Source organism: Pseudomonas oryziphila, assembly GCF_003940825.1.
GTDB lineage: Bacteria > Pseudomonadota > Gammaproteobacteria > Pseudomonadales > Pseudomonadaceae > Aquipseudomonas > Aquipseudomonas sichuanensis.
Window position 1 is genome coordinate 5,747,571 of sequence record NZ_CP034338.1, and the last position, 24,164, is coordinate 5,771,734.

Here is a 24,164-nt window from a genome sequence, read left to right on the forward strand (position 1 = left end):
CATCACTCGTGACGGAGCACTTCGAGCATGGCCCTCCCCCCGACAGTCAGCCTTTCTTCGCTGATCCCTGCAGCAAATCCGCCGCTGCAACATTTCGTTCTTGGCAATGGCTTGAACGTTTATCTGCAAGAAGACCCGCGCAGCCCCCTGGCCTGTGTCCAACTCTGCTATCACGTCGGCGCCAGCCACGACCCCTTGGGGCATACCAACCTGGCCCACCTGCTCGAACACATGCTGTTCGAGGGTAGCGCCAAGCTCGCACCCGGGCAGTTTTCGCGAGTCATCGGCCGACTGGGTGGCGTGGCCAATGCCTCGACCCAGGATGACGGCACCCTCTACGAAGTGACACTGCCGGCTGCGCGCCTGGAAGTCGCACTGGAGATCCTGGGTGACACCATGGCCAACGCCAGCCTCACAGCGGACGGCTTCGAGCGGGCCGTCAAGGCCATCAACGATGAACGCCGACTCAAATTCGACAACGACCCCGAACAACAGGCGTTCGAACACCATAAGCGCCTGGCCCACGGCAGCAGCCCCTACGCCGCGCCCAGTTTCGGTGATGTCGTGGACCTTCACTACATGAAGCCCGACACCGTACGTACCTGGTACCGCACCTGGTACCACCCCAACAATGCGACGCTGATAGTGGTTGGCAACGTCGACCGGGCGCGCTTGCAGGGCTGGGTCGAGCGCTACTTCGGCCCTTGGGGTGCGGCAGCTCTGCCTGAATTGCCCGTTCCGCAGCTGACGGTTGCCCACCAGACACGTGAGCAAGCCATCACACAGCCTGGGCTGCGCGATGGCCTTTATCTGTCCTTCAATGTACCGAGCCTTGCGACTGCCGAATCGACCACCACGGCAGCGGCCTTGATGCTGCTGCCGGAACTGTTGGCCAATGGTGCCGATTCGATGCTGTACGCCAGCCTGGTCCGTGATCGGCAAGTGCTCACAGTCATCGAAGCCTTCTATGACCACCTGACCCGCGCAGACACATTGCTGACGCTGTATGCCTACAGCAACCCCGACAAGGGCACGCCACAACAGGCCATCGAGCAGATACGGCACATCCTCGATGCAGTCCGACAGACGCCGCCCAGGGCTCAGACACTCGACGCACTCAAGTTCCGGCTGCTGACCGATCAGCTCAAGGCCAGGGATACAGCGCAAAAACAGGCCGAATCCATCGCTGCGTATGCCCTCAGCGGATTGAAGCCCGAGGTGCATGACCAGGTCCTGCAGGCACTGATCGCACTCACGGCTGAAGATATCCAGTTGGCCGCACAGCGGTTCCTGGCCGACGAGCGCATGGCGGTTACCCACATGCTCGCACCGCCGGGCACTGCAACCGAAGAAAGCGAACTCCCGTCATTGACCTGCGCGGATCTTGCCGGCCGTCTTGCAGCGGCTGATTTCTCCACGCTGCAGTCGGCTGCCAGCATCGACACCCGCCACCTGCTTGCTCCGGCCCAGTCAGTCCAAACCTGGAACACTGCCAATGGCAGCCGCGTGGCCTTCATCGCCAGGCAGGGCTCACCACTGTTCGAACTGCGCCTGCGCTTCAACGCTGGCGCTTGCCAGGACGGCGACACCCCGGGCCTTGCGGCGCTTACGCTGTATGCGCTCGATCAAGGCATCGAAAGCCTGGACGCCCAGGGCTTTGCAGCAAGGCTCAGCGGCATTGGCGCAAGCGTGCAACGAGACATCAGCCACGACCATGCGCGAATTGGCCTGAGCGCTCACTGCGCGGCGCCGTTGCGCGAAGCGGCGCTCGAACTGTTCACCGCGATGGTTGCCCGGCCAGCTCTGGAAGCAGCCGCATATTCCGGCATCCAGGCACGTGCGCTGCGGTACCTGCAGCGGCGCGAAAGCAGCCCCGCGCAACGCATCGACGTGGAGATGCTCAGCTGCCTGTTCCCGCAGCATGCCTATGGCCGCGACTACTCAGGCACCAGCGTCAGCGTCGCCGGTATCGACGTGGACAAGGTCAGGGCATTCCATCAACGCGCCTATACCGCCGCAAATCTGGAAATCACACTGGTGGGCGACCTGAGCCTGACAGAGGCCAGGCAAATGCTCGACACGCTGACCCAGGCACTGCCAGGCAACCACCCCGCGCTCCCGCCACCGCAACCCGCAATCCCACTGGACGAGGCCATCGCCGTCCACCTGGAGCAAACAGGCAGCAATTGCGAGGTGACCCTGGCCCTGCCCCTCGACGTGAAGCGCTCTGACGCCGAGTACACGGCCATGGTCGTGACCCACGAGCTACTCGGCGCCGGCTACGAGTCGCGCCTGGTTGCCGAACTGCGTGAGCGCCGCAACCTGACCTACAGTGTCGACAGCCATCTGCGCACTTACCGGGCGGCCACCTTCCTGTATATCAGTTGGGACATCGACCCCGCCTACCTTGATGCCTCTGTGGAGCTGGTGAAGCAGGTCATCCAGTGCTTCATCGAGCAGGGACCAAGCCAGGACGAGCTGGAACTTGCCATCAATCAGCTGGGAGGTGGCCTGCTCCGCTCATTTTCCGACAACAAGGCGCTGGCAAAGGAGCTGGCCGACCTTGGCGCCGATACGGTTACCGCAGACCACCATGCCGTCTACCTGCGACAGCTTGCCCAACTGACCCCAGCAGCCGTGCAGGCTGCGGCCAGGCGCTTGCTGGCCGTCGAGCGCTGCGTGTGCCTCAGCATCGGCCCGCGCACCGGGCAGAGAGCCCTGCCAGCCTTGACCGCAATCGACCAATAGCGCAATTACAGTGGCGGTGTTTCATGGCAATCTAGTCGGGCACATCACGAGTCGCCCAGCATGCCCAGCCTCACCGCCACGTTCCGCCCGGCCACCGGCCTGGCCAATCCGCACCTGCAGACCCTGTGGGGCCCGCTGTGGCGCAAGCTCCCCGAACTCCCCCGTGAACGCGAGCGCCTGTGGCTGGCCGACGGTGACTTCCTCGACCTCGACTGGCACGGCCCGCACCAGGCCGATGCGCCGCTGGTGCTGGTGCTGCATGGGCTGACCGGCTCTTCCAACTCGCCTTACGTCAAGGGCCTGCAGCAGGCGCTGCAAGCGCGCGGCTGGGCCAGCGTGGCGCTCAACTGGCGCGGCTGCTCGGGGGAACCCAACCTGCTGGCGCGCAGCTACCATTCCGGCGCCAGCGAAGACCTCGCCGAAACCATCCGCCACCTGCGAGCCCGCAGGCCCCTGGCACCGCTGTATGCGGTCGGTTACTCGCTGGGGGGCAATGTGCTGCTCAAGTATCTGGGAGAAAGCGGTTCGGCCAGCCAGCTGGAGGCGGCGGTGGCGGTATCGGTGCCGTTTCGCCTGGACCAGTGCGCCGATCGCATCGGCCTGGGGTTCTCCAAGGTCTACCAGGCACACTTCATGCGCGAGATGCTCGCTTACGTGCAGGACAAGCAGCGGCACTTTCGCGACAAGGGGCACCATCAAGGCCTGGCCGAGATCGAACGCCTGGGCTCGCTGCGCAACCTGCGTACCTTCTGGGATTTCGACGGCAAGGTGACCGCGCCACTCAACGGTTTCAACGATGCCCACGACTATTACCGGCGCGCCTCCAGCCGCTACTACCTGGGCGAAAACCGCACGCCGACGCTGATCATCCACTCCAGCGACGACCCGTTCGTGTTCGACCACAGCTTACCGAGCGCCAGCGAGCTGGCGCCGCAGACGCATTTCGAGCTGCACAGCCGCGGTGGGCATGTGGGGTTCGTCGACGGCAGCCTGCGCAACCCGGGGTACTACCTGGAGCGGCGGATTCCGCAGTGGCTGGTGGAAGGGAGATAAGACCTCATCGCGGGGCAAGCCCGCTCCCACGCAGTTTGGTGCTGGCGTGGGAGCGGGCTTGCCCCGCGATGAATGCATCAATCAATCGCCAGTCGCGACCCCACGCTGCGGATCATTGATCCACTCGCTCCACGACCCGGCATACAAGCGCCCCAGCGGGTACCCGGCCAGGGCCAGGGCGAACAGGTTGTGGCAGGCCGTCACCCCAGACCCGCAATAGGCCACCAGTTGCTCCGGCGAGCGCCCCTCCAGCTTCTGGGCAAATCGCTGCTTGAGCTGCTCGGCCGGCAGGAAGCGCCCGTCAGCACCAAGGTTATCGGTGAACGCCGCGCACTGGGCGCCCGGAATATGCCCGGCCACCGGGTCGATCGGCTCCACTTCGCCGCGAAAACGCGGCAAGGCGCGCGCATCGATCAGCGTGAGCGCAGGCTCGCCCAGACGCTTGAGCAGATGCCCGGCATCGATCAGCAGCTTCATGTCCGGCTCGCCGCTGAACTGGCCTTCACGCTTGACCGGCGGATCCAGGCTCAGCGGCAGATGCGCTGCGTGCCAGGCCTTGAGGCCGCCATCGAGCAGGTACACCGATTCGCGCTTGCCGAGCCAGGCCAGCAACCACCAGGCGCGGGCGGCGAACGCACCAGGGCCGTCGTCGTACAGCACCACCCGGCTGTCATCGTCCACACCCCACTCACGCAGGCGCTCGACCAGCCGCTGCGGATCCGGCAACGGGTGGCGGCCGGTGCGGCCCTTGACCACCGGCCCGCTCAGGTCACGCTCAAGGTCGGCGAAATGCGCCCCGGCGATATGCCCCTGGGCATAGCTGCGTTGGCCGTAATCGACATCTTCCAGGGCAAAGCGGCAGTCGAGGATCACCAGGCCGGGCGCGTCCAGTTGCTCGGCCAGCTGCTGCGGGGTGATCAATTGCGCAAGGGGCATGACAGTCTCCTGATGAAGGGCTCGAAGGCGCTGGTTCAGTGCTCCAGGGCCTGGTTGAACGGTACATGGAATTCGTCGCACAAGGTGTCCACAACGGCGCGCGAGCCGGGCGTGACGAAGCCCAACTCCAGCACCAGCACCTGATAGACGCCGCGCTTGAAGGCTTCTTCACCCAAGTGCGCGGAATGTTCGCGGGTGGTGCTGAGAAATCGCACCCACGAGGTCAACACGATCCAGGCATTGATGGTCAGCGATTCGATCTGCGCGGCATCCATGGCCAGGATGCCGGCCTCGACGAAGCCACGGTAGATCGCCTGGCCCTGCTGCAGGCAGCGCTGCGAAAAGCGCCGGTAGCGGGCGGCCAGATCCGGGTCGCTTTCGAGCAGGTGTTCAAGGTCACGATGCAGGAAGCGGTAGTTCCACATCGCCGCCAGCAGTGCCTTGAGGTAGAAGCGTTTGTCCTCAACCGTGGCGACGCGGCCCTGGGGCGGGCGCAGGAAACTGTCGACCAACTCTTCGTACTGGCTGAACAGCACGGCGATGATCGCCTGCTTGTTGGGGAAGTGGTAATACAGGTTGCCGGGCGATATCTCCATGTGCGCGGCAATGTGGTTGGTGCTGACGCTGCGCTCGCCCTGCTGGTTGAACAGCTCCAGGCTGTTCTGCACGATGCGTTCTCGGGTCTTCATGCGCGGGGCCATGCTCAGCTCCAGTCTCCGTGCGTTCAAATGATGGGGCATCTTACGGGCTATCGCCCCGTGGCGTCAGGGCACAGCAGCGCAAATGTCCGCTGATCTGGCAGATAAATCACTCACCCTGGCAGGAATTAGAGTATAGGCTCTACTCACTCTTTCCCACGGGTGCCTGCGCCATGACCTCGATCATCACCTCACCCCCTGTTACTTGCGACAGCACGCTCGAGGCGATGTTCGCCGACCAGCGCCAGGCATTCGCCGGCAACCCCATGCCACCGGCGGCACAGCGCCGGCAGTGGCTGAAAAGCCTGCGCGAAGCACTGCTACGTGAACAGGAGGCCCTGATCGCGGCCATCGACAGCGACTTTGCCGGGCGCAGCCGCGACGAGACCCTGCTCGCCGAGCTGATGCCCTCAGTGCAAGGCCTGCGCCATGCCGAACGCCACCTGCAACGCTGGATGCGCCCGTCGCGCCGGCGCGTCGGCCTGGCCTTCCAGCCCGCCAGCGCCAAAGTGCAGTACCAGCCGCTGGGCGTGGTGGGGATCATCGTGCCGTGGAACTACCCGCTGTTCCTTGCCATCGGGCCCCTGACCTGCGCCTTGGCGGCCGGCAACCGGGTCATGCTCAAGCTCAGCGAAGCCACGCCGGCCACAGGGTTGCTACTCAAGGCGCTGCTGGAACGGGTGTTCCCCAGCGACCTGGTCAGCGTGGTGCTGGGCGAGGTGGAAGTCGGCCAGGCCTTCGCCCGCCTGCCCTTCGACCACCTGCTGTTCACCGGCGCCACCAGCATCGGCCGGCAGGTGATGCTGGCGGCAGCGCACAACCTCACCCCGGTCACCCTCGAACTGGGCGGTAAATCGCCCGCCATCGTCTCGGCGGATGTACCGCTGGATACCGCCGCAGAGCGCATCGCCTTCGGCAAGACCCTCAACGCCGGGCAAACCTGTGTCGCCCCCGACTACGTGCTGGTGCCACGCGAACGCCTGGATGCCTTTGCCGATGCCTACCAACGCGCGGTGCACAGGCTCTACCCGCGCATCGCCGACAACCCCGACTACAGCGCGATCATCAACCCGCGCCAGCTTGAGCGCCTGGAGCGCCTGCTGGCCGATGCCCGCGCGCAAGGCGCGCAAGTGCGCGACCTCTACCCCGACGAACCGCGCCAGGGCCGCCGCCTGCCGCCGCACCTGGTGCTGGAGGTGAACGACAGCATGCAGGTGATGCAGGACGAGATCTTCGGGCCCTTGCTGCCGCTGGTGCCTTACGACCACCTGGACCAGGCGTTGGCCTACATCAACCAGCGCCCGCGCCCGTTGGCGCTGTACTACTTCGGTTACGACCGTGGCCAGCAAGCCCGGGTGCTGCGCGACACCCATTCCGGCGGCGTGTGCCTCAACGACACCCTGCTGCACGTGGCCCAGGACGACCTGCCATTCGGCGGTGTCGGCCCCTCCGGCATGGGGCACTACCACGGCCATGAAGGCTTCCAGACGTTCAGCAAAGCCAAAGGGGTACTGGCCAAGCAGCGCCTGAACGCTGCCCGGTTGATTTACCCGCCCTATGGCAAGGCCTTGCAGCGCCTGGTCTACAAACTGTTCATCCGTTGAGCGAGGAAGGCTGCGCATGCACCGTCGCGACCTGCTCAGGTTCAGCCTGGGCGCCAGCGTGTTCCTCGGCACCGCCAGCCTGATCGGCTGCTCGAAACAAGCGCCTTCAGCGGATTACCAGGTGCTGCGCGATGATGACCTGCCGCTGTTGCGGGCCCTGATCCCCGTGGTGCTGGCCGGCACCCAGGCCACTGAAACGCTGGTGCTGCACAGCCTCGACGGCAAGCTGGCGGCGCTGTCGCCGGCCATGCTCAAGCTCACCCGGCAGTTGTTCGACGTGCTCAGCCTGCCGCTGACCCGGGGGCCGCTGACCGGCATCTGGGGCAGTTGGAACGAGGCCAGCAACACTGCTGTGGAGGCCTTTCTCGCACGCTGGGGCGGTAGTTCGCTGAACCTGCTGCGCCAGGGGCATGCGTCGTTGCTGCAACTGTTGTCGATGGCTTGGTATGAGCGGCCGGAAGCCTGGGCTGCGTGTGGCTATCCGGGGCCACCGAAAATTTGAGCTTTACAAGGCTGCCGGTGCCGCTTCGCGGCCCCAGCAGCACCCAACACAACAACAAAGGCCACGCCATGCCCGTCCCCGACCCGTTTCGCCAAGGCCTCGAACGAGGCTGGATCACCCACGATGCCTCGCGCCTGGAGCAGGACCTGACCTTCGAAACCGACGTCGCCGTGATCGGCAGCGGCGCCGGCGGCGCCACCACGGCCGAGGCGCTGAGTGCCGCCGGCCTGAACGTGCTGCTGATCGAGGAAGGGCCACTGAAGACCAGCAGCGACTTCCGCCTGCTGGAGCACGAAGCCTACGCCGAGCTCTACCAGGAAGGCCTGGGCCGGCTGAGCAAAGAGGGCGCCATCACCATCCTTCAGGGCCGCGCGGTAGGCGGCACCACCCTGGTCAACTGGACCTCGAGCTTTCGCACCCCGCCGCAAACCCTGGAACACTGGGCCCGGGAGCACGCCGTCAAAGGCCTGGACAGCGCCACCCTGGCGCCCTGGTTCGAACGCATGGAGCAGCGCCTGGGCATCACCCCCTGGGCGCTGCCACCCAACGCCAACAACGACGTGCTGCGCCGCGGTTGCGAGGTACTTGGCCACCGCTGGGCGGTGATCCCGCGCAACGTGCGCGGCTGCTGGAACCTGGGTTACTGCGGCATGGGCTGCCCGGTCAATGCCAAGCAGTCGATGCTGGTTACCAGCATCCCGGCCCTGCTGGAAAAGGGCGGCACGCTGCTCTACCTGGCCCGCGCCGAGCGCTTCAGCCATGACGGCCAACGGATCGACCACCTGCTGTGCCAGGCCCTGGATGCCCGCGGCGTACACCCGACCGGCCGGCAGATCCAGGTGCGCGCCCGCCATTACGTGCTGGCCGGTGGCGGCATCAACAGCCCGGCCCTGCTGCTGCGCTCCGAGGCCCCCGACCCGCACCAGCGCCTGGGCAAGCGCACCTTCCTGCACCTGGTCAACTTCAGCGCCGCGCAGTTCGCCGACAGGATCGACCCGTACTATGGCGCGCCGCAGTCGATCTACAGCGACCAGTTCCAATGGCAGGGCGGCGTCGACGGGCCGATCGGCTACAAACTCGAGGTGCCGCCACTGCACCCGGCCCTGGCCAGCACCCTGCTCGGGGGCCATGGCCAGGACAACGCCCTGCGCATGGCCGAGCTGCCGCACACCCATGTGATGCTGGCGCTGCTGCGCGACGGTTTCCACCCGGACAGCCCGGGCGGCCAGGTGGAACTGCGCGGCGATGGCTCGCCGGTACTCGACTACCCCGTCACCGACTACCTGCGCGACGGGCTGCGCCGAGCCTGGCACAGCATGGCGCAGATCCAGTTCGCCGCCGGGGCCCGCCAGGTGATGCCCGTGCATGGCGATGCCCTCTACGTCGACAACCCCGCGCAAGCGGCCGCGATGATCGACGGCCTGCCCCTGGAACTGTTCCGCATGCGCCTGGGCAGCGCCCACGTCATGGGCGGCTGCGCCCTGGGTGAAGACCCGCGCCAGGCGGTATGCGACAGCCTGGGCCGGCATCATCAGCTGGAAAACCTGTCGATCCACGACGGCTCGCTGTTCCCCACCAGCATCGGCGCCAACCCGCAACTGTCGGTGTACGCCCTGGCTGCGCGGCTCAGCGAAGCACTGGTCGGGCGCCTGGCACAGGGGGCATGACAGGCCCTGCACGCCCTGTCTATAGTGCCATCAGCCGGCCGCGCGACTTGGCCGGGCGCAATCGCTGCGCTACCATCCGACTCCCCAACGCACTCCAGCCAGGATGACGCGATGAACCGAGTGTTGTACCCGGGTACTTTCGACCCCATTACCAAAGGCCATGGCGACCTGGTCGAGCGTGCCTCGCGGCTGTTCGATCACGTGATCATCGCCGTGGCCGCCAGCCCGAAGAAAAACCCACTGTTCCCGCTGGAGCAACGGGTGGAGCTGGCCCGCGAGGTCACCAAGCACCTGCCCAATGTCGAAGTCATCGGCTTCTCCTCGCTGCTGGCGCATTTCGCCAAGGAGCAGAACGCCAACGTGTTCCTGCGTGGCCTGCGCGCGGTCTCGGATTTCGAATACGAGTTCCAGCTGGCCAACATGAACCGCCAGCTGGCGCCGGACGTCGAGAGCCTGTTCCTCACGCCTTCCGAGCGTTATTCGTTCATTTCCTCGACGCTGGTCCGGGAAATCGCCGCGTTGGGCGGTGATATCACCAAGTTCGTTCACCCGGCGGTGGCCGACGCGCTGACCGAGCGCTTTCGCAAGTAACCTGTGTGCCCGGGGCGCGTCCCGCTGACGCGCCCGCGTGCACTGCGGGCGCGAATCCGGCACAATTGCGCCTATCGCATTGAAACATGCCCGGGCCCGACGCCCCGGCCGGAGTCCCCATGTCCCTGATCATCACCGACGATTGCATCAACTGCGACGTCTGCGAACCCGAGTGCCCGAACGCTGCCATCTCGCAAGGCGAGGAGATCTACGTGATCGACCCGAACCTGTGCACCCAGTGCGTTGGCCACTACGACGAGCCGCAATGCCAGCAAGTCTGCCCGGTCGACTGCATCCCGCTGGATGAAGCCCACCCGGAAACCGAAGACGAGCTGATGGCCAAATACCGCCGGATCACCGGCAAGGCCTGATGCCGTTCGTCGCCGCGATACGCCGCGCCGCGCTTGGCGCCGCCCTGGCGCTGCTGGCCACGGCAGCCCAGGCCGACGGCCCGAGCCGCGCCGCCATCGCCAGCCCGCATGCCGAAGCCACCGCCGCCGCCCGGCAGGTGCTCGAACAGGGCGGCAACGCCTTCGATGCCGCCGTGGCCATCGGTGCCGCACTGGCAGTGGTCGAGCCCTACGGCTCGGGCCTTGGCGGCGGTGGTTTCTTCCTGCTGCGCGAACAAGCGGCCACCCCACGCTACGCCTTCCTCGACGCCCGTGAGCGCGCACCTGCCGCCGCCCGCGCAGACATGTACCTCAAGGACGGCAAGGTCCAGCCCGGCCTGTCGATCAACGGCCCGCTGGCGGCGGCCATCCCCGGCCTGCCCCAGGCCCTGGCCGACCTCGCCGCCAGCCACGGCAACCTGCCGCTCAAGGACAGCCTGGCCCCGGCAATCCGCCTGGCCAACCAGGGCTTTGCCGTCGACCGCATCTACCGCGACCGTGCCACCATGCGCCTGGCGGCGCTGCGTGACGACCCCGAAAGCGCCCGGCTGTTCCTCAGCGCCAATGACGTACCGGCCCTGGGCACGGTGATCCGCCAGCCGGAGCTGGCCGCCACCCTGCAAACCCTCGCCGAGCATGGCCGCGACGGCTTCTACCGTGGCCCCACCGCGCAGCGCCTGGTCGATGGCGTACGTCAGGCCGGGGGCCTCTGGAGCCTCGAGGACCTGGCCGGTTACCACACCGCCTGGCGCGAGCCGCTGCGCTATCGACTGGCCGAACAGCGCGAACTGATCAGTAGCCCGCCGCCGTCCGCCGGCGGCGTGGCCCTGGCCCAGAGCCTGGCGATGCTCCAGCGCCTGCCCTGGCAGAGCGCCGAGCCGGTACAGCGCAGCCACTATGTGATCGAGGTGCTGCGCCGGGCGTATCGCGACCGTGGCCTGCTGGGCGACCCGGACTACGTCGCCAACCCCGTCAATCGCCTGCTGGCGCGCCACTACCTCACTGGCCTGGCCGACAGCATCGACGTGCGCCAGGCCACCCCCAGCAGCGCCCTGCCGCCGTCACCAGCCTGGCGGGAAGGCGACCACACCACCCACTTCGCGGTGATCGACGCCGACGGCAACGCGGTGTCCGCCACACTGTCGGTCAACCTGCCGTTCGGCGCGGCGTTCAGCGTGCCCGGCACGGGCGTGGTGCTGAACAACGAGATGGACGATTTCGCCGCCGACCCCAGCGGCAGCAACAGCTACGGCCTGGCTGGCAGCCAGGCCAATGCCGTGGCGGCGGGCAAGCGGCCGCTGTCGAGCATGAGCCCGACCTTCATCGAAAGCCCAAGCCAGTTCGCCAGCTTCGGCACGCCCGGCGGCAGCCGGATACCCAGCATGGTGCTGCTGTCGGTGCTGGGGTTCCTGGAAGGCCGACCGGTGGCCGAGTGGCCGGCGACGCCGCGCTACCACCACCAGTACCTGCCGGATGTGCTGGAGCATGAGCCGGGGACGTTCAGCGACGCACAAAAAGCCGAGCTGCAGGCGCGCGGGTATCGGTTGAAGGATGTGGGGCGTAACTACGGCAACCAGCAGGTGCTGTATTGGGACAAGGCTGGCGGGACTGTCGAGGCAGCCAGTGATCCCAGGGGTGTAGGGCAGGCGGCGGTAGTCGACTGATCCGGCCCTATCGCCGGCAAGCCGGCTCCCACAGAGGGTTACGCGGTAACCTGTGGGAGCTGGCTTGCCAGCGATAGGGCCGCGCAGCGGCCCCTCCAGAGGTCAGCGCTGGCATTTCGGGCAGAACACGCTCGCCCGCTGCCCCAGCTTCACTTCGCGCAACTCGGTGCCGCACACCTTGCACGGCTGCCCACCGCGCCCGTAAACGAACAACTCCTGCTGGAAATACCCCGGCTGCCCGTCACCACCGATAAAGTCGCGCAAGGTCGTGCCGCCTTGCTCGATCGCCGCCGCCAGCACCCGCTTGATCTCGATCGCCAGCCGCAGATAGCGCGCCCGGGAAATCCCGCCCGCCTCGCGGCGCGGGTCGATGCCGGCGGCGAACAACGCTTCGGTCGCATAGATGTTGCCCACCCCGACCACCACCGCGTTGTCCATGATGAACGGCTTGACCGCCATCGAGCGGCCACGGGAAAGCTGGAACAGCCGCTCGCCATCGAACAGGTCGGTCAAGGGCTCCGGGCCCAGGCGCAGCAGCAGTTCGTGATTGAGCGGGTCGAGGCTCCAGAGCATGGCGCCGAAGCGCCGTGGGTCGGTGTAGCGCAGCATCAGCCCCGACTCCAGCTCGATGTCCACATGCTCATGCTTGGCTGCCGGCAGGCCCAGTTCGACCAGGCGCAAGTTGCCCGACATGCCCAGGTGGCTGATCAGCGTGCCCACCTCGGCGTTGATCAACAAGTACTTGGCGCGGCGCTCGACGCTGACGATGCGCTGCCCCGACAGGCGCACGTCGAGGTCTTCCGGGATCGGCCAGCGCAGGCGCCGGTCACGCACCACCACACGGCTGACCCGCTGGCCCACCAGGTGCGGCGCAATACCGCGCCGGGTGGTTTCGACCTCTGGCAATTCCGGCATGGTTCAGCGCCCGCCCAGTTCGCGGATGTCCTGCTTGAGCTGCTCGAAGTCGTACTCCGACAGCCCGATGTATTCCAGCACCAGCGGGCCAACCATGTTCCACTCGTGGTCGACACTCTGATTGCCCAGCACACGGTACGAGGCGCAGATGTGCTCGGACATCTTCAGCACTGCCAGCAGGTTCTTCAGCTGGGTCTGGGCATTGCGCGAGGACTCGTCGCGGAACACCGCCAGGGCGTTGTGGTGGTTGGCGATGGCGGCGCTGATGTGCTCCGGCAGGCGCCACGACTTGGCGGTGAAGTAGCCGACCACCGAGTGGTTGGTGTTGAACACGCGGTTCTCGGTGTCCACCACGCGGACTTCGTCATTGGCCTTGGCGTAGGACTCTTCCAGCACTTCCATGTAGTTGGGGAAGCGCTTGTGCATCAACGGCACGCCGCAGTCGTGGAACAGGCCCAGGGTGTAGGCCTCGTCCGCCGCCTGGATACCGGTGCGCTTGGCCAGGGTAAGGCAGGTCATGGCCACGTCCTGGGCGGTGTCCCAGAACGGGTTGAGGGTGACGATGGTCTCGTCGCTCATCTCGCCCTTGATCGACTGGGCGTTGATCAGGTTGATGATCGAGCGGCTGCCCAGCAGGTTCACGGCGCGCTGGATCGAACCGATCTTGTTCGACAGGCCGAACTGCGCCGAATTGACCAGCTTGAGCAGGGCGCCGGCAAGGCCAGGGTCCTGGGAAATCAGCTTGGCAATGGTCTCCAGGTCCGGGTCGGGCATGTACTGCTCGAACTGCAGGTCGACCATGATCTGCGGCTGCGGCGGAATGGTGATGCCTTGCAAGGCTTGCTGGATCTGTTCGGCGGTAAGTTCCTGGGACATAAGTGCACACTCGCTGGGGACGGGGGATTCTAACCCTGTACGCCGGCAGGGCACCAATTAGTGGATCGTTGGGTTCAGGAATTTCTTTAGTCATTGCCTGCACGGGCCTCATCGCCGGCAAGCCGGCTCCCACTGTGGGAGCCGGCTTGCCGGCGATGAGGCCACCACTTGGTCGCGCCCAGCACCGAACCTGGAGCCGACACGGTATACTCCCGCTCTTTTTTCCCGGAGCGACGTCATGTCCCTGCCCAGCCTTCGTCTCAAAGCCAATGCCGACCGCCGCCTGCGCGCCGGCCACCTGTGGGTCTACAGCAATGAAGTCGACGTTGCCGCCACCCCGCTGCAGGGCCTGAAGGCCGGCCAGCAGGCCATCCTCGAAGCCGCCAACGGCAAGCCGCTGGGCGTGGTGGCCATGAGCCCGAACAACCTGATCTGCGCCCGCCTGCTGTCGCGCGACGCCAAGCTGCCGCTGGACAAGTCGCTGCTGGTGCACCGCCTGAACGTGGCCCTGTCGCTGCGCGAGCGGCTGTTCGACAAGCCGTGCTACCGCCTGGTCTACGGCGACTCCGACCTGCTGCCGGGCCTGGTGGTCGACCGTTTCTTCGACATCCTCGTGGTGCAACTGGCCTCGGCCACCATGGAAGCGCACAAGGACGAAGTGATCGCCGCCCTGATCCAGGTGCTCAAGCCCAGCGGCATCCTGTTCAAGAACGACTCCGCCGCCCGTGACGCCGAAGGCCTCGAGCGCTACGTCGACACCGTCTACGGCGAAGTGCCGGACTGGGTCGCCCTGGAAGAGAACGGCGTCAAGTTCGAAGCCCCGGTACGTGAAGGGCAGAAGACCGGCTGGTTCTACGACCACCGCATGAACCGCGCGCGCCTGGCGCCCTACGTCAAAGGCAAGCGCGTACTCGACCTGTTCAGCTACATCGGTGGCTGGGGCGTGCAGGCCGGCGCATTTGGCGCCAGCGAAGTGTTCTGCGTGGACGCCTCGGGCTTTGCCCTCGACGGCGTCGAGCGCAATGCCGCACTGAACGGCATCAGCGAGAAAGTGACCTGCATCGAAGGCGATGTATTCGAAGCCCTGCGCGAGCTCAAAGCCGCCGAAGAGCGCTTCGACGTAATCGTTGCCGACCCGCCCGCCTTCATCAAGCGCAAGAAAGACCTGAAGAACGGCGAGGCCGCCTACCGCCGCCTCAACGAACAGGCCATGCGCATGCTCAACAAGGACGGCATCCTGGTCAGCGCCTCGTGCTCGATGCACCTGCCCGAGGACGACCTGAACAACATCCTGCTGACCAGCGCCCGCCACCTGGACCGCAACCTGCAACTGCTCGAGCGCGGCGGCCAGGGCCCGGACCACCCGGTGCACCCGGCGATCAGCGAGACCCGCTACATCAAGAGCATTACCTGCCGGCTGCTGCCCAACAGCTGACGCCGCTTGGGGCTGACGCCTTGCGGCCCCATGAAGCTCGTCGTTTGTGGCCTCGCGCAATAGCCGAGGCCATATCCATGCTCGCCAACTGCTCGCCAGCCCCGCGTACCGAACTAGCATTTTTGCCAGTATCCAACGCCAGTCAACTGCCCTCCAATAGAGCCGTCAACTTCACTCTCTTATGAAGGGCAACGGTTATGGCCACTCATCAAAATAAGCTTCAGCCGGCAAGAATCAAGGAAGCAGACAGCGAAGGCGTCGTGTCCTTGGCTGCATTGCAAGTGGGCGTCACGGTCATCATTCCATGGTCTGAATTGTTTGAAATTGGCTATCGCTTTCACATTGTGCTAGGCGAATTCAGCGCCGGCATCGACGTGAAAAACCTTGGCAATGACATCGAGTGCTTCTTCCCTGCTGAAAAACTCATAGGAATGCATGGGCAGCGCGTCAAACTGTACTATCAGAGTCTCGAACTCCCCGTCGGTCCATCTGACGAGACGACCTACCAGTTCGAGGCCGCGCTGTACCATCCTGTCGTCGATGCTGTGATTGGCGGCTTGCTTCCCAGGGATGCCGTGGAAAACGGTTATACCATCAAGATCCCCGTTTTCCCCGGGATGGCAGTCTCCGACACCATCCGCCTGTTCCTGGCCTGCCCTCTGCTGGACGCGAGCAAAGTCATGGACATCCCTGTCAGTGACACAAGCAGCCCTATTGAAGTCCGTATTGGTAATGAGACATCCAGTCGCGCCGATGGAGGCAATGTCCATATCGTTTACCAAGTCGTGCGCGGTGGTGCTGTGCTTAACTCTCCGGCTATTCACTTCGAATGCCCGAAGCGCCTGGAGCCACCGATGCCTACACACGTTTTGAGCTATGGCAGGTACCCGACCGTAGTCATGGCCTTGGTCGAAGAGGGCGACGGGCAATACGAATTTTACACAACGCCCGGCGACCCGTTCGAACAAGGCGATGAAGCTTTTCTTCTGGCCTTTAAGCCGACCTCGAGTATCAGTGCTATCGCACAAGGCGCTATAGAGCAATCGACAGGTAAACTTAAGTTTCGTTTGCCGAAAGATACGCTTTTCTACTTGTTTAGTTACCGAGTGATCACACTGGTGCGCAGAGGCACGACTACTTACAGCTCCGGCATGACGAATGTGGAAATGCCGGTAAGCACGCCGCTCTAACGGACGCTCATCGACGCCATCTGGCGTCTTTTGGCAATCGGTCAACGCCCTGATCTTCTCTCTTGAAGTCGGCCTCACCAATTCGCACGGGTTCGTACTCAGCGCCCCAAGTCGTGGGTCGGGTGGTGATTGTTGGCGATGATGTTGGCAATCAACGACTCGCCCGGGAAGTCGGCCATGATGATGCCGACCGTCCTTTGCGTCGGCCCTGGGCCGTTCATGTCCTTGATATCGTCGCGGGCCAGGGTGTTGGTGCCCTCGAAGGATATCGAGCAGACCCGCATGGCACAGGTTGTCCGGGGAAAGAACGGGTACCAGTCGACTTCCCCCAGCGCGATCAGCCCGGTGGACAACCGCGCGGCATCCGTCCCCGGGCTGACATGGCCGCTGGCAACGAAGTAGGGAAACGAACCGACACTGCCCGACAGGTAGTTCACATAGAACGTATCCGGGCTGCCCGCGGCAGCCCGGTGCAGCTGGCGCCGGACCTTGAGGTACTTCTCGTGCAGGTCCCAGTTGGTTTTCAGGGTTGAATCATCCTGGATGTCGAAACTGGCATAGTCGAGCCCTTGGTTGTTGAGCTCGGCGATATTGGACAGCACGACGAATTTCCCTCGCGCCTCGCCCAGCGTGACACCGGCACCCGGCGCCTTCAGGTAGATGGCCGAGAACTGCGCCATGTACTGCGCGAAGACCTGCGCCAGACTCAGGGTCACATTGCTGTCGGAGGTATGTTCCTGCTTGATGCGAAATAACACGGTTTCGCTGGGATTGGCCTCGAGAAAGCGTCGAATCGACTCAAGCGCGCTGCCGAACATCTTGTCGAGATAGACCGGGCCATGGTGCAAGGCCAATGCATCTCCCGTTTGCCGGATGCGTAGATCGAGCACACGGATGCCGTAGCGCAGCTGCTCGTCGAAATCGAGGGTCTGGGTGCTGACGATGTCCGTGACGATCGGAAACAGGCTGACATCGAAGGTCGCCGAATCGTGGGTGCCCGGAAGTGCCATTTCGCTCAGCCGCACATCGTCACGGATCATGCTCATCCACGCGTGCTTGTCGGTGAATGGATCGTGGGCATCGTGGGAGTAGGCATCGTCGAGGTGAGCGAAGGCCGAGCTGGCCAGGCAGCAGAGCAGCCCGGCAAGGCAGCGCAAAGGTCCCATGGGGTGTCCTCCCTGGACTATGAGTAGTGCGGCCACGCTATCAAGCAGGCGAACGACCAGGCGTTAGATAGTTACCCGGTGGCCTGACAGCATGGGACCGCGCTGCTACCCCTGTTACCGCCTGAAGTCCTGCATCAGCTCCTGCCCGTCGATGCTCAAGGTCTTGTAGCGCGGCGTGACCAGCTTCACCACCCCTTCGCGAATGCCCTTGACCACCCCATCCAGGTTGTCCATGTTGCCGCTCAGACTCCCCACCTCCTGCCATTCCCGGTTTTCCCAGGTGAGCACGAACAGGCGCGATGCATAAGTGTGCCGCGGAATCATCAACACTTCGTTGTGGCCGTCGCCATCCAGGTCGACCGCCCACAGGTAGCAGCCCTTACCGCCGCACTGGCTTTCGGCCAGGGTCGAGTCAGCCAAGGCTTCAGTGCTGGACTGCACCGGCCCCAGCCACTCCAGCTTTGGCCCGCGCTCCTCGGCCACTGCCGGGCGTCGCACTTCCTCCAGCGTCGCCAGCAGTTGCGCGCGCCCTGAAGCATCGAACAACTCATCTGTTTGCAGCCGTTTTTCAAGCTGCTCGAAGGCGTCACGCCCCGGCTGGCCCAAGTCGTGGTACAGGTTTCGCGCATCGAACTCGCTGACCGGCGTACGCCCACTGATCAGGCGCTCGACCTGGTTTTTCGCACTCAGCGCCTGTGGCGCGAGCAACGGCGTATAGAACAGCACCACCAGCGCCGCGCTGAACAGGGCGATCCACGGGTTGCTCACCCGCAGGCTGCTCAGCCAGCCCTGACGCGACGCCAGCACCGCCCAGGCCGCCGCCAGGCCGTGGGCCAGCATCACCCCCACCAGCAACAGCGCCATGATGCGCGACGGTGTCAGCCCGTACTGATCGATGCGCATCCAGCTGGCGTAAGCCGCCAGGCCCACCAGTACCGGCAGGCACAGCAGGCTGGCGTTTACCAGGCGTTTGAGCGCAACGGGATAGACGCTGCCCTGATGCCCCTCCTGGAACACACCATTGACCAGGAACAGGTTGATGATCGCCAGCATCAGCAACAGGGTCGTCGAATAGCCTGTGTCCCACACCGGCTGCAGCCCGGTGAACGGCAGCGTCAGGGTGAACAGCACGGTAATCAATGCACCGAGCGGCAACAGGAAGCGGCACAGGGTCAGCAGGATGCCACGCAGCAGGCCGATTACTTTTTCGTTCTCCCGGCCCATGCGCATTCCCAGGGAGAACACCACCGGCAGCACCAGCCAGAGGAACACCGGCGACTCCACCGCCTCCTTCACCTGCGGGATGCCCAGCATGCTGAACAGCAGCGCGCACAGCCACAGCAGCTGCCAGAACAGGCCGGTCAGCATCTGCGCCAGGAACAGGATGAACACATTGTTCCAGGCATGCCGGAACAGGTCTTCGTAGCGCAGCCGCAGCCCTTCGCCGGTCGGCCAGGCAAGGATGAACGCGGTGCCGATATAGCCCAGCACCACCGCCGCCAGGCACCAGGTCATCTGCAGCCAGCCGCTGGGCTCGGCGGCGAACACCCAGGCGCTGATCCCGCTGATCAACAAGGTCAGGCCCAGTACCAGCCAGCCCGTGCCGCGCTGGCGCACAGCGCTGCCGAGCAACTGCAGGTTGAGGCCCGCCACCGCCACAGCGACACAGACCGCGACCGACAGGCCGAAGCCGAGCACTTCACCGCGCCCCAGCACGGCGGCAAGCAATACCAGGCCCTGAAGCAGGCCGATGACAACGTAATACAACAACGAGCGAGCAGGCGCCGGCATGGCAAATCCTTTTGGCCAGAGGGGTATAAAGCGCGCCAGTCTACCGAACCCTGCGCAACCGATGCCAAAGGCTTTAACGTGCGGGCTGGGCCGACTGCCAATTATCACAACGGCATTCCCTCGCAGGCGCGGCGGTGTAGAATCGGGCCTATTCATCGCCAGTCATCCCCGGCGGGTTTATGAGCTCTGGTCGAGCCTGCGGCGATCCCGCGCGGTCTTCGGCCCCCATCCTTGCCAGCGGCAACCGGCCTTCGGCGTATCAGGACAAGAGAAGCTCACTCCCTATTTACGTGATGTGATTTAGCCGCCAGGAGCGCTCCATGCCTGATTACCGTTCCAAGACCTCCACCCACGGCCGCAACATGGCCGGCGCCCGCGCCCTGTGGCGCGCCACCGGGATGAAGGACGACGATTTCAAGAAACCGATCATCGCCATCGCCAACTCGTTCACCCAGTTCGTCCCAGGGCACGTGCACCTGAAGGACCTGGGCCAGCTGGTCGCCCGCGAGATCGAACGCGCCGGTGGCGTGGCCAAAGAGTTCAACACCATCGCTGTCGATGACGGCATCGCCATGGGCCACGACGGCATGCTGTACTCGCTGCCCAGCCGCGAGATCATCGCCGACGCCGTCGAGTACATGGTCAACGCCCACTGCGCCGACGCCATCGTCTGCATCTCCAACTGCGACAAGATCACCCCCGGCATGCTGATGGCCGCCCTGCGCCTGAACATCCCGGTGATCTTCGTCTCCGGCGGCCCGATGGAAGCCGGCAAGACCAAGCTGGCCAGCCACGGCCTGGACCTGGTCGACGCCATGGTCATCGCCGCCGACTCCAGCGCCTCCGACGAGAAAGTCGCCGAGTACGAGCGCAGCGCCTGCCCGACCTGCGGTTCGTGCTCCGGCATGTTCACCGCCAACTCGATGAACTGCCTGACCGAAGCCCTGGGTCTCGCCCTGCCGGGCAACGGCTCGACCCTGGCCACCCACTCGGACCGCGAGCAGCTGTTCCTCACCGCTGGCCGCACCATCGTCGAACTGTGCAAACGCTACTACGGCGACAACGACACCTCGGTCCTGCCGCGCAGCATCGCCAACTTCAAGGCGTTCGAGAACGCCATGATGCTCGACATCGCCATGGGCGGTTCGACCAACACCATCCTGCACCTGCTGGCCGCGGCCCAGGAAGGCGAGGTGGACTTCGACCTGCGCGACATCGATCGCCTGTCGCGCAAGGTGCCGCAGCTGTGCAAGGTGGCGCCGAACATCCAGAAGTACCACATGGAAGACGTGCACCGCGCCGGCGGCATCTTCAGCATCCTCGGCTCGCTGGCCCGTGGCGGCCTGCTGCACACCGACCTGCCGACCGTGCACAGCGCCAGCATGGAAGAAGCCATCGCCAAGTGGGACATCACCCAGACCGATGACGAAGCCGTGCACACCTTCTTCAAGGCAGGCCCGGCCGGCATCCCGACGCAGACCGCTTTCAGCCAGTCGACCCGTTGGGAAACCCTCGACGACGACCGCGAAAACGGCTGCATCCGCAGCTTCGAGCACGCCTACTCGCAAGAAGGCGGCCTGGCCGTGCTGTACGGCAACATCGCCCTGGACGGCTGCGTGGTGAAGACCGCCGGCGTGGATGAGTCGATCCATGTGTTCGAAGGCAACGCGAAGATCTTCGAAAGCCAGGACAGCGCCGTGCGCGGCATCCTTGCCGACGAAGTGCAGGCCGGTGACATCGTCATCATCCGCTACGAAGGCCCGAAAGGCGGCCCGGGCATGCAAGAGATGCTCTACCCGACCTCGTACCTGAAATCCAAAGGCCTGGGCAAAGCCTGCGCCCTGCTTACCGACGGCCGCTTCTCTGGCGGCACTTCGGGCCTGTCGATCGGCCACGCCTCGCCGGAAGCCGCCGCAGGCGGTGCCATCGGCCTGGTGCGCGACGGCGACAAAGTGCTGATCGACATCCCCAACCGTTCGATCAACCTGCTGGTCAGCGACGAAGAGCTGGCCGCGCGTCGCGTCGAGCAGGACAAGAAAGGCTGGAAGCCGGCCGAAGTACGCCCACGCAAGGTGACCACCGCGCTGAAGGCCTACGCCCTGCTGGCCACCAGTGCCGACAAGGGTGCGGTGCGTAACAAGGCGATGCTTGAAGGGCTGTGAGGCTTTGATGGCATAAAAAACCGGCGCCTGGTGCGCCGGTTTTTTATGCCTGTTACTGAATCTGCTCCGGCGTCACGATCACCCAGTTCTTGTCCGCCGTCACCGGCAGCCCCTCCTTGGCCTGGGCCGCCGCATGCTTGGCGATCATGCCGTTCAACTGGTCCATGTACTTGGCCTTGCGGTTGATCCACAGGTGGATGCCGCCCTTGCTCACATCGACGCTGTGGAACTGCATGTAGCCATCGCTGGTCGGCGTGTCGCCACCCACCAGCACCGGTTTCTTCCATTCGTCGATATAAGTCAGGATCGCTGCCTGCTTGCCGGCCATCCAGGTCGCCGGGGTCCACAGGTACGGAGTCAGTTCCAGGCCTTCGTTGGCCTTGGGGTCATAGTGCCCGGCGCTGATCTGCTTGCGCGCGGTGGTCAGCTGGCCCGTGGCGCGGTCCTTGAGCAGCAGGCTGACGCCGATCACGTTCTCGGGTTTGACGTTGTAGCCGTACTTGGGATCGGCGGCGACCATGCGCACCAGCTCTTCCGACGCCGCCGAGATCACGTACACCTCGATGCCGTTCTCCATCAGCTTGTTGTACAGCTCGGCCTGGCCAGTGAAGACCTTGGGCGGCTGCACCTCGATGTTCTTGACCTGATCCCCTTCGTAATAGGTGCTGGGGATCGGCTTGCCCGAGGCCATCAACGCGTCGACCTGCTGCTTCAGCTCCTTGAGGGTGAAGCCCGAGAACACCTGGGCCACCCACGGGTAGCAGACCATGTCGTCGATTTCGCACAGGCGGTAGTAGTAGCTGAACAGGCTCTCCTTGTGCTCGGCGGTGTCCTTGAACGGGATCAGCTTGAGCGAGGGGTCGAGCTTGTCGCGGGTCAGCAGGCCCTTGTTCTCCATGTACGGCAACAGCGACTCTTCGAGGTCGAAGCGGTAGCTGGTGTTGTCCATGTCGAACACCGCGTAGTTACCCTTGTTGGCATTGGCGGCGATCATCGCGTCCAGCTTGCTGGCCGCCTCGGCGGGCCAGTGCTTGAGCTCGGTGGCCGCCCAGCTGCTGGCACTGAGCAACAGGGCCAACCCGCCGGCGAGCAGTTTCGGCGCAGACATCATGTGCAGTTCTCCCAAAGACGTGGCCGCTCAACCCTAGACCCGTTTTGTGACACCCGGACATTCGCGACCGACCCCGACGCAGCCACAAACGCCATGCGGATTGCCAATAACGACATGGCGTTATTCCATAAACGACTATGCAAATTCCTTTTGGGTATAAATTCGTTTGTTTTCAGGCTGTTAGCATTTCCGTTCGCAATCGCTCATCAGAGGCGATGCCTCTTCTGCTTTTTCTGGAGCTTCAATGAACCTGCCGCTGTCTCTCAACCTGCTGGCGTTCCTGGCCCTGCTGCTGGGCCTGGCGCAAACCCGCCGCACCGACTGGAGCCTGGCCAAGAAGGTACTGCTGGGCCTGGCCCTGGGCGTGGGCTTCGGCCTGGCCCTGCACACGGTCTATGGCGCCGGCCACCCGGTACTGAAAGCCACCATTGCCTGGCTCGACCTGGTCGGCAACGGCTATGTCGGGCTGCTGCAGATGATCGTCATGCCGCTGATCTTCGCCTCGATCCTCAGCGCCGTGGCCCGCCTGCACAATGCATCGAGCCTGGGTCGCATCAGCGTGCTGAGCATCGGCACCCTGCTGCTGACCACCGCCATCGCCGCGCTGATCGGCATCGTCCTGACCAACCTGTTCGGCCTCAGCGCCGAGGGCCTGGTGGCCGGCGTGCAGGAAAGCGCGCGGCTGCAGGCGATCCACAGCGACTACGCGGGCAAGGTTGCCGACCTCAACATTCCGCAGCTGCTGCTGTCGTTTGTCCCCACCAACCCGGTGGCCGACCTGGCGCGGGCCAAGCCGACCTCGATCATCAGCGTGGTGATCTTCGCCGTGTTCCTGGGCCTGGCCGCCTTGCAACTGATCAAGGACGACAAGGACAAAGGCGAACGCGCGCTGTCGGCCATCGACGTGCTGCAAGCCTGGGTGATGCGCCTGGTGCGCCTGGTGATGAAGCTCACCCCCTATGGCGTGCTGGCGCTGATGACCAAGGTGGTGGCCAGCTCCAACCTCGACGACATCCTCAAGCTGGGCAGCTTCGTGGTGGTCTCGTACATCGGCCTGGGCCTGATGTTCGTGGTGCACGGGGTGATCCTGGCGCTGACCGGCGTCAGCCCGTTGCGCTTCTTCCGCAAAGTGTGGCCGGTACTGACCTTCGCCTTCACCAGCCGCTCCAGCGCCGCCAGCATCCCGCTGAACATCGAGGCGCAAACCCAGCGCCTGGGCGTGCCGCAGTCGATCGCCAGCTTCAGCGCCTCGTTCGGCACCACCATCGGCCAGAACGGCTGCGCCGGCCTGTACCCGGCGATGCTCGCGGTGATGGTCGCCCCGGCGGTGGGCATCGACACCTTCGACCCGCTGTGGATCGCCACCCTGGTGGCCATCGTCACCCTGAGCTCGGCCGGTGTGGCCGGCGTGGGTGGCGGTGCGACTTTCGCCGCGCTGATCGTGCTGCCGGCCATGGGCCTGCCGGTGGAGTTGGTGGCACTGCTGATCTCGGTGGAGCCGCTGATCGACATGGGCCGCACGGCCTTGAACGTGAGTGGCTCGATGACCGCGGGCGTGGTGACCAGCCAGTTGCTCAAGCAGACCGACCAGCAGGTGCTGGGCGGCGATGAGCATGCCGAGCTGAGTCACAGCTGATATCGCCGGGGGCGCTTTGCGCCCCTTTCG

At 64.8% G+C, this 24,164-nt stretch carries 19 protein-coding genes; 12 read left to right on the forward strand and 7 right to left on the reverse strand.

The window, feature by feature from the left end; genetic code table 11:
• Positions 1-27 precede the first annotated feature (27 nt).
• Both EJA05_RS28305 and EJA05_RS26715 read left to right on the forward strand, forming a co-directional pair.
• The gene (locus EJA05_RS28305; RefSeq protein ID WP_190306024.1) at positions 28-2,748 is read left to right on the forward strand and encodes a M16 family metallopeptidase; all 2,721 of its coding nucleotides are present in this window, start codon (positions 28-30) and stop codon (positions 2,746-2,748) included.
• A 60-nt stretch (positions 2,749-2,808) separates the two neighbouring features.
• A complete protein-coding gene (locus EJA05_RS26715) occupies positions 2,809-3,801 on the forward strand; it encodes a hydrolase (RefSeq protein WP_125860918.1) in 993 nt (330 codons plus the stop codon).
• Between the two features lie 81 nt (positions 3,802-3,882).
• Here EJA05_RS26715 and EJA05_RS26720 read toward each other — a convergent pair whose 3' ends face one another.
• The gene (locus EJA05_RS26720) at positions 3,883-4,737 is read right to left on the reverse strand and encodes a sulfurtransferase (RefSeq protein WP_125860920.1); all 855 of its coding nucleotides are present in this window, start codon (positions 4,735-4,737) and stop codon (positions 3,883-3,885) included.
• A gap of 35 nt (positions 4,738-4,772) precedes the next feature.
• Positions 4,773-5,438: a TetR/AcrR family transcriptional regulator gene (locus tag EJA05_RS26725; RefSeq protein WP_125860922.1), complete on the reverse strand. Its 666-nt coding sequence runs from the start codon at positions 5,436-5,438 to the stop codon at positions 4,773-4,775.
• A 170-nt stretch (positions 5,439-5,608) separates the two neighbouring features.
• On the opposite strand from EJA05_RS26725, the gene EJA05_RS26730 reads away from it, so the two are divergent.
• From EJA05_RS26730 to ggt, 6 genes are all read left to right on the forward strand, one after another.
• The gene (locus tag EJA05_RS26730) at positions 5,609-7,039 is read left to right on the forward strand and encodes a coniferyl aldehyde dehydrogenase (protein ID WP_125860924.1); all 1,431 of its coding nucleotides are present in this window, start codon (positions 5,609-5,611) and stop codon (positions 7,037-7,039) included.
• A 16-nt stretch (positions 7,040-7,055) separates the two neighbouring features.
• The gene (locus tag EJA05_RS26735) at positions 7,056-7,541 is read left to right on the forward strand and encodes a twin-arginine translocation pathway signal protein (RefSeq protein WP_125465943.1); all 486 of its coding nucleotides are present in this window, start codon (positions 7,056-7,058) and stop codon (positions 7,539-7,541) included.
• A gap of 68 nt (positions 7,542-7,609) precedes the next feature.
• Positions 7,610-9,208: a GMC family oxidoreductase gene (locus EJA05_RS26740; RefSeq protein ID WP_125860926.1), complete on the forward strand. Its 1,599-nt coding sequence runs from the start codon at positions 7,610-7,612 to the stop codon at positions 9,206-9,208.
• A 111-nt stretch (positions 9,209-9,319) separates the two neighbouring features.
• Complete coding sequence (gene coaD / locus EJA05_RS26745) at positions 9,320-9,799, forward strand: pantetheine-phosphate adenylyltransferase (RefSeq protein WP_110996032.1); 480 nt, start codon at positions 9,320-9,322, stop codon at positions 9,797-9,799.
• A 119-nt stretch (positions 9,800-9,918) separates the two neighbouring features.
• The gene (locus EJA05_RS26750; RefSeq protein ID WP_011531711.1) at positions 9,919-10,170 is read left to right on the forward strand and encodes a YfhL family 4Fe-4S dicluster ferredoxin; all 252 of its coding nucleotides are present in this window, start codon (positions 9,919-9,921) and stop codon (positions 10,168-10,170) included.
• Entirely contained in the window at positions 10,170-11,852 is a 1,683-nt protein-coding gene (gene ggt / locus EJA05_RS26755; RefSeq protein ID WP_125860928.1) for a gamma-glutamyltransferase, read from the forward strand. Before EJA05_RS26750 ends, ggt begins: the two co-directional genes overlap by 1 nt.
• 102 nt (positions 11,853-11,954) lie before the next feature.
• Here ggt and mutM read toward each other — a convergent pair whose 3' ends face one another.
• On the reverse strand, positions 11,955-12,767 hold the full coding sequence (mutM, locus tag EJA05_RS26760; protein WP_125860930.1) for a bifunctional DNA-formamidopyrimidine glycosylase/DNA-(apurinic or apyrimidinic site) lyase: 813 nt from the start codon (positions 12,765-12,767) through the stop codon (positions 11,955-11,957).
• A gap of 3 nt (positions 12,768-12,770) precedes the next feature.
• Positions 12,771-13,589 (reverse strand): HDOD domain-containing protein, encoded by an 819-nt coding sequence (locus tag EJA05_RS26765; protein ID WP_178125763.1) that lies wholly within the window; start codon positions 13,587-13,589, stop codon positions 12,771-12,773.
• A 292-nt stretch (positions 13,590-13,881) separates the two neighbouring features.
• On the opposite strand from EJA05_RS26765, the gene EJA05_RS26770 reads away from it, so the two are divergent.
• Entirely contained in the window at positions 13,882-15,078 is a 1,197-nt protein-coding gene (locus EJA05_RS26770; RefSeq protein WP_110992134.1) for a class I SAM-dependent rRNA methyltransferase, read from the forward strand.
• 197 nt (positions 15,079-15,275) lie between these two features.
• Positions 15,276-16,268, forward strand: a complete 993-nt coding sequence (locus EJA05_RS26775) for a hypothetical protein (protein WP_125860934.1) — start codon at positions 15,276-15,278, stop codon at positions 16,266-16,268.
• 98 nt (positions 16,269-16,366) lie between these two features.
• Here EJA05_RS26775 and EJA05_RS26780 read toward each other — a convergent pair whose 3' ends face one another.
• Positions 16,367-17,434 carry a phosphatidylinositol-specific phospholipase C gene (locus EJA05_RS26780; RefSeq protein WP_125860936.1) on the reverse strand — a complete coding sequence of 356 codons (1,068 nt, stop codon included), beginning with the start codon at positions 17,432-17,434 and terminating at the stop codon, positions 16,367-16,369.
• A 114-nt stretch (positions 17,435-17,548) separates the two neighbouring features.
• Positions 17,549-19,225 carry a DUF4153 domain-containing protein gene (locus EJA05_RS26785; RefSeq protein ID WP_125860938.1) on the reverse strand — a complete coding sequence of 559 codons (1,677 nt, stop codon included), beginning with the start codon at positions 19,223-19,225 and terminating at the stop codon, positions 17,549-17,551.
• Positions 19,226-19,545: 320 nt separating this feature from the next.
• Between EJA05_RS26785 and ilvD the strand changes: the two genes are divergently transcribed.
• Positions 19,546-21,387, forward strand: a complete 1,842-nt coding sequence (gene ilvD, locus EJA05_RS26790) for a dihydroxy-acid dehydratase (RefSeq protein WP_125860940.1) — start codon at positions 19,546-19,548, stop codon at positions 21,385-21,387.
• Between the two features lie 52 nt (positions 21,388-21,439).
• Here ilvD and EJA05_RS26795 read toward each other — a convergent pair whose 3' ends face one another.
• On the reverse strand, positions 21,440-22,495 hold the full coding sequence (locus tag EJA05_RS26795) for an HAD family hydrolase (RefSeq protein ID WP_190306096.1): 1,056 nt from the start codon (positions 22,493-22,495) through the stop codon (positions 21,440-21,442).
• Positions 22,496-22,742: 247 nt separating this feature from the next.
• Here EJA05_RS26795 and EJA05_RS26800 point away from each other — a divergent pair, with 247 nt between their 5' ends.
• Complete coding sequence (locus tag EJA05_RS26800; protein WP_125860944.1) at positions 22,743-24,134, forward strand: L-cystine transporter; 1,392 nt, start codon at positions 22,743-22,745, stop codon at positions 24,132-24,134.
• Positions 24,135-24,164: the final 30 nt, after the last annotated feature.